Source organism: Streptomyces sp. ATLC9 (assembly GCF_057196705.1).
Map to the genome: position 1 here is coordinate 1 of NZ_JBXUOY010000352.1, position 4671 is coordinate 4671.

At 73.5% G+C, this 4671-nt stretch carries 5 protein-coding genes; all 5 read left to right on the forward strand.

Translation table 11 applies throughout. The features are described 5' to 3' along the window. Nucleotides 1-1640 (forward strand): sensor histidine kinase (locus tag AC2CJA_RS24375; RefSeq protein ID WP_484604836.1); only part of this gene is annotated, 1640 nt, incomplete at its 5' end. Beyond that, nucleotides 1637-2182: a roadblock/LC7 domain-containing protein gene (locus AC2CJA_RS24380; protein ID WP_484604837.1), complete on the forward strand. Its 546-nt coding sequence runs from the start codon at nucleotides 1637-1639 to the stop codon at nucleotides 2180-2182. The genes AC2CJA_RS24375 and AC2CJA_RS24380, both read left to right, overlap by 4 nt. Further along, complete coding sequence (locus tag AC2CJA_RS24385) at nucleotides 2179-2568, forward strand: DUF742 domain-containing protein (protein WP_484604838.1); 390 nt, start codon at nucleotides 2179-2181, stop codon at nucleotides 2566-2568. The genes AC2CJA_RS24380 and AC2CJA_RS24385 overlap by 4 nt, the downstream gene beginning before the upstream one ends. A gap of 82 nt (nucleotides 2569-2650) precedes the next feature. Continuing rightward, the gene (locus tag AC2CJA_RS24390) at nucleotides 2651-3268 is read left to right on the forward strand and encodes a GTP-binding protein (protein ID WP_484604839.1); all 618 of its coding nucleotides are present in this window, start codon (nucleotides 2651-2653) and stop codon (nucleotides 3266-3268) included. A gap of 89 nt (nucleotides 3269-3357) precedes the next feature. Further along, a complete protein-coding gene (locus AC2CJA_RS24395) occupies nucleotides 3358-4596 on the forward strand; it encodes a styrene monooxygenase/indole monooxygenase family protein (RefSeq protein ID WP_484604840.1) in 1239 nt (412 codons plus the stop codon). Nucleotides 4597-4671 lie beyond the last annotated feature (75 nt).

Below are 4671 nucleotides of genomic sequence, written 5' to 3' on the forward strand. Positions count from 1 at the left end.
GTCCCGCGGGGACCGGCCGCGCGCGCGAGGCCGGCGACGCCGGCCTCGCGGCCGAACTCGCCTCCGCGCGCGAGCGGTTGACCGCCCTGACCGCCGAACACGAAAGGCTGCTGCGCGACCACGGGTCCGCGAAGGGCACCGGAGAGGGGCGTCCGGAGCGCCGCCAGGTCGCCTCCCGGGGCACGTTCGTGCACCTCGGGCTGCGGACCCTGGGACTGGTGGAGCGGCAGCTCGCCCTGATCGAGTCCATGGAGCACGAGGAGAAGGAGCCGGAGCGGCTCGCCGCCCTGTTCAAACTCGACCACCTCGCCACCCGGATGCGCCGCCACAGCGAGAACCTGCTCCTCCTGGCGGGCTCCGAGCACACCACCGGCCATCTGGAACCGGTGCCGCTGCTGGACGTGCTGCGCGCCGCGGTCAGCGAGATCGAGCGCTACGAGCGGGTGGAGATCGCCACCCTGCCCCCGCACGCCCGGGTCTCCGGCTCCGCCGCCGACGACATCAGCCACCTGATCGCCGAACTGGTCGACAACGCCACCGCCTTCTCGCCGCCGGAGGCCGAGGTGCGGCTGTCGGGCTGGATGCTGGAGAACGGCGAGATCATGCTCTCCGTCCAGGACGAGGGCATCGGTTCCTCCCCCGAGCGGCTGGCCGAGCTGAACGCCAAGCTGGCCGACGGCGCCCTCGGCGCCCCCGATGACGACGACGTGCTCGGCATGGGCCTGTACGTGGTGGCCCGGCTCGCCGCGCGGCACGGCGTACGGGTGCAGCTGCGCGAGCAGAAGCAGGGCGGCATCGCCGCGGTCGCCGTCCTGCCGCGCGCCCTGCTGCCCGACCGCCCGGTGCCCGGAGCCCTCGCGGGGGCCAGGGCCGCCACCGCGGGCACCGCGCAGCCCCTGCCGGGCACGGTCGCCGAGGCCAACGGCAACGCGCTGCCGCCCCGTCCGGACCGCGTACGCCCGGCGGAGACGGACGCACCGGAGACGGACGCACCGGGTACGGGAGCGGACGGCGGGAGCGCGGGCACCGGCCCCTCCGGCACCGCCGATGTCACCGAGACCGCGCCGATTCCCCGGATCACCGAGGACACCGCGCACCCCGGGGCAGCCCGCGTCACCGAGGCCACCGACGCGGCGGAGGCCGGCGAGGCCGCGGCCGATCCCGCGCGCGGCGCCCTGGTCCGGGCCGCGGGCCCGTACCACGTCGGGCCCGAGGACCTCCGCGAGCACAGCCGGACCCTGGACGAGGCGCCCGCGGCGGCTCCGGAGGCGGCGCCCGAACCCGTCCCGGCCCCCGCACCGGAGGACGGAACCCCCCACGCCCCGCGGGTCGTCACCGCCAAGGGGCTCCCCAAACGCACACCGCGGACCGTGGAGACCGGAGCCGACATCCCCCGCCCCCGTACGGGCGGGCTGAAGGCCGACGAGCTGCGCAGGCGGCTCGGCGGCTTCCAGCAGGGCGCCCGGGACGGCCAGCGCGACGCGGCGGCGCAGATCGACGCCGAGCGGATCGCCGCCGATCAGAGCACCGCCGACCGGGCCACCGCCGACCGGGCCACCGCCGGACGGAGCGACGGCCCGGCGGAAGGCCGCGCGGAGGCGACGGACACGGGTGGCACTGTCGAGGAGGCACGCAAGTGAACGCGCCCACCACCGCACACACACCCAGCAGGCAGGCACGCAACCTGCGCTGGCTGCTGTCCAACCTGGTCGACGAGGTCCCCGGCGTACGGTCCGTCGCCGTGGTGTCCTCCGACGGCCTGCTCCTGCTCTCCTCCGAACCGGGCAGAGCCGCCGGGGACGCCGGTCCCGGCGGTGGACCGGACGGAGGGGAGCGCGCGGAGGGCGCCGCCCCGCGCCGGGCGCCGGGCGGGCGGGAGCGCGGTCCCCGGGACGCCGGCGCCGACCTGGCCGCCATCGTCTCCGGCCTCGGCTCCCTCACCCAGGGCGCCTCCAAGCTGATGGACGCCGGGCCCGTCAAGCAGACCATGGTCGCGATGGACGAGGGCAGCCTGTTCGTGATGTCGATCAGCGACGGCTCGCTGCTCGGCGTCCACGCCGCACCCGACTGCGACATGAGCGTCGTCGCGTACCACATGGCACTCTTCGTCGGCCGGGCCGGACACGTCCTCACCCCCGAACTCCGCACCGAGCTGCGCACGTCGATGGAGCTGGACCAGTGACTTCCCACAGCCCGCTGCCCGTACGCAAACCCGCGCGCGTGCGCCCCTACTCGCTGACCGGCGGCCGAACCCGCTTCGGGCACGTCCTGCTGGTGGAGACCCTCGTCGCCGCCATCGAGGCCCCCGAGGCACGCCTGGAGTTGACCTCGGGGGGACTGCGCGACCGCGTGATGCCCGAGATGCGGGCCATCGTCGAACTGTGCCGCCGGATGCGCTCGGTCGCCGAGATCGCGGCCCGCCTGCGCATGCCGCTGGGTGTGGTGCGCGTACTGCTCAGCGACCTCGCCGACCAGGGACGCATACGGGTCTACGGCACCGGCTACGACAGCGACCGCCCCGACCGCGCACTGCTGGAGAGGGTGCTGGGCGGACTCCGCAGGCTCTGACGGGCCCTCCCGTACCCCGCCCGGCGCAGCAGCAGGACACAGACACCGAAGCAGACCCGAAGCAGACCCCCGAGAAAGACCCGTGGTGGACGCCGTGAACGACCCGGCACAGAGCGCCGAGAAGCTCCAGCCCTGGCAGGAGGAGCGCGGACGCGCCCCGATCTCCGTCAAGATCGTGGTGGCGGGAGGCTTCGGCGTGGGCAAGACGACCCTCGTCGGCTCGGTCTCCGAGATCGAACCGCTGACCACCGAGGCGGTGATGACCCGGGCGAGCGAGGAGACCGACGACATCACGGCCACTCCCGAGAAGACCACGACCACCGTCGCCATGGACTTCGGCCGTGTCACCCTCGACGCCGACCTGGTGCTGTACCTCTTCGGCACCCCCGGCCAGCGGCGCTTCTGGTTCATGTGGGACGACCTGGCGCGCGGTGCGATCGGCGCGGTGGTGATGGCCGACACCCGGCGGCTGGAGGACTGCTTCCCGGCGCTCGACTACTTCGAGAGCTGCGCCCTTCCCTACGTCGTCGCCGTCAACCACTTCGAGGGGACGGAGTACTACGAGGCCGAGGACGTGCGCGAGGCGCTGTCCGTTCCCGAGCACGTGCCCGTGGTCATCATGGACGCGCGCAAGAGGGACACGGTCATCGACTCGCTGTCGGCGCTCGTCGGCCACGCGCTGGACCTCACCCCCGCCTGACCGGCAGCTCCGGCGCCCCGTGAACCGGCGCCCCGCGACCCCTACCACCCAGGCACCCCACCACCCAGGCACCCCAGGGGAGAACCGCCATGCGGAAGATACTCATCGTCGGAGCCGGCCAGTCCGGTCTCCAGCTCGCGCTCGGCCTCCAGTCGCACGGCTACGAGGTCACCGTGATGTCCAACCGCACGGCGGACGAGATCCGCGGCGGCCGGGTCATGTCCACCCAGTGCATGTTCGACCAGGCGCTCCAGCACGAGCGCGACCTGGAGATCAATTTCTGGGAGGACCAGAGCCCGCGCACCGAGGGTCTGGGCGTCTCCGTCGTCGGCCCCGAGGGCTCGCGCGTCATCGACTGGGTGGGCCACCTGGACGGGTACGCGCAGTCGATCGACCAGCGCGTGAAGATGGCCGGCTGGCTGGAGACCTTCGCCCAGCGTGGCGGTCAGCTCGTCATCCACGGCGCGGCCGTCTCCGACCTGGACTTCTTCGCCCGCACCTACGACCTGGTGCTCGTCGCGGCCGGTAAGGGCGAGCTGGTCACGATGTTCGAGCGCGACGCGGCGCGCTCGCCGTACGACAAGCCGCAGCGCGCGCTGGCGGTCTCCTACGTGCACGGTCTGGAGCGGCGTCCGGAGCACCCCGAGACGCTGGCGGTGCGCTTCAACCTGGTGCCGGGCGTCGGCGAGCTGTTCATGATCCCCGGTTACACCGTCTCCGGCCCCTGCGACATCATGTTCTGGGAGGGGATCCCCGGTGGCCCGCTGGACGTCTTTCAGAGCGTCAAGGACCCCGCCGAGCACCTGGACCTGACGCTGGAGCTGATGAAGCGCTTCACCCCCTGGGAGTACGAGCGGGCCCGCGGCGTCGAGCTGACCGACGCGGGCGGCACGCTCGCCGGCCGCTACGCGCCGACCGTCCGCAAGCCGGTCGGCCGCCTCCCCTCGGGCGGCGCGGTGCTCGGTGTGGCGGACGTGGTGGTGGCCAACGACCCGATCACCGGCCAGGGCTCCAACACCGCCTCCAAGTGCGCCGCCACCTATCTGGCCGCCATCCTGGAGCACGGGGGCAGGCCGTTCGACGAGGAGTGGATGCGGGCCACCTTCGAACGCTTCTGGGAGGACACCGCCCGGCACGTCACCAAGTGGTCGAACGGGCTGCTGGCGCCGCCGCCGGAGCACGTACTGCGGCTGATCGGGGCGGGCATGGAGCACCAGGAGCTGGCGAACCGCTTCGCCAACGCCTTCAGCGACCCGTCCGACCTGGAGGAGTGGTTCTTCGACCCGGAGAAGGCCCAGGCGTACCTGGCGAGCCTGGCCCCGGCCTGAGCGCACCCCTCACCGCCTGCGCGCGTCTCACCGGCCCTGCCGCGCCGCCTCCGCGCGGCCCAGCAGGGCCAGTTC

Bases quoted from the DNA above. Each gene is read 5' to 3' on its own strand.
- AC2CJA_RS24395 (WP_484604840.1), top strand. From the start codon at position 3,358: ATGCGGAAGATACTCATCGTCGGAGCCGGCCAGTCCGGTCTCCAGCTC.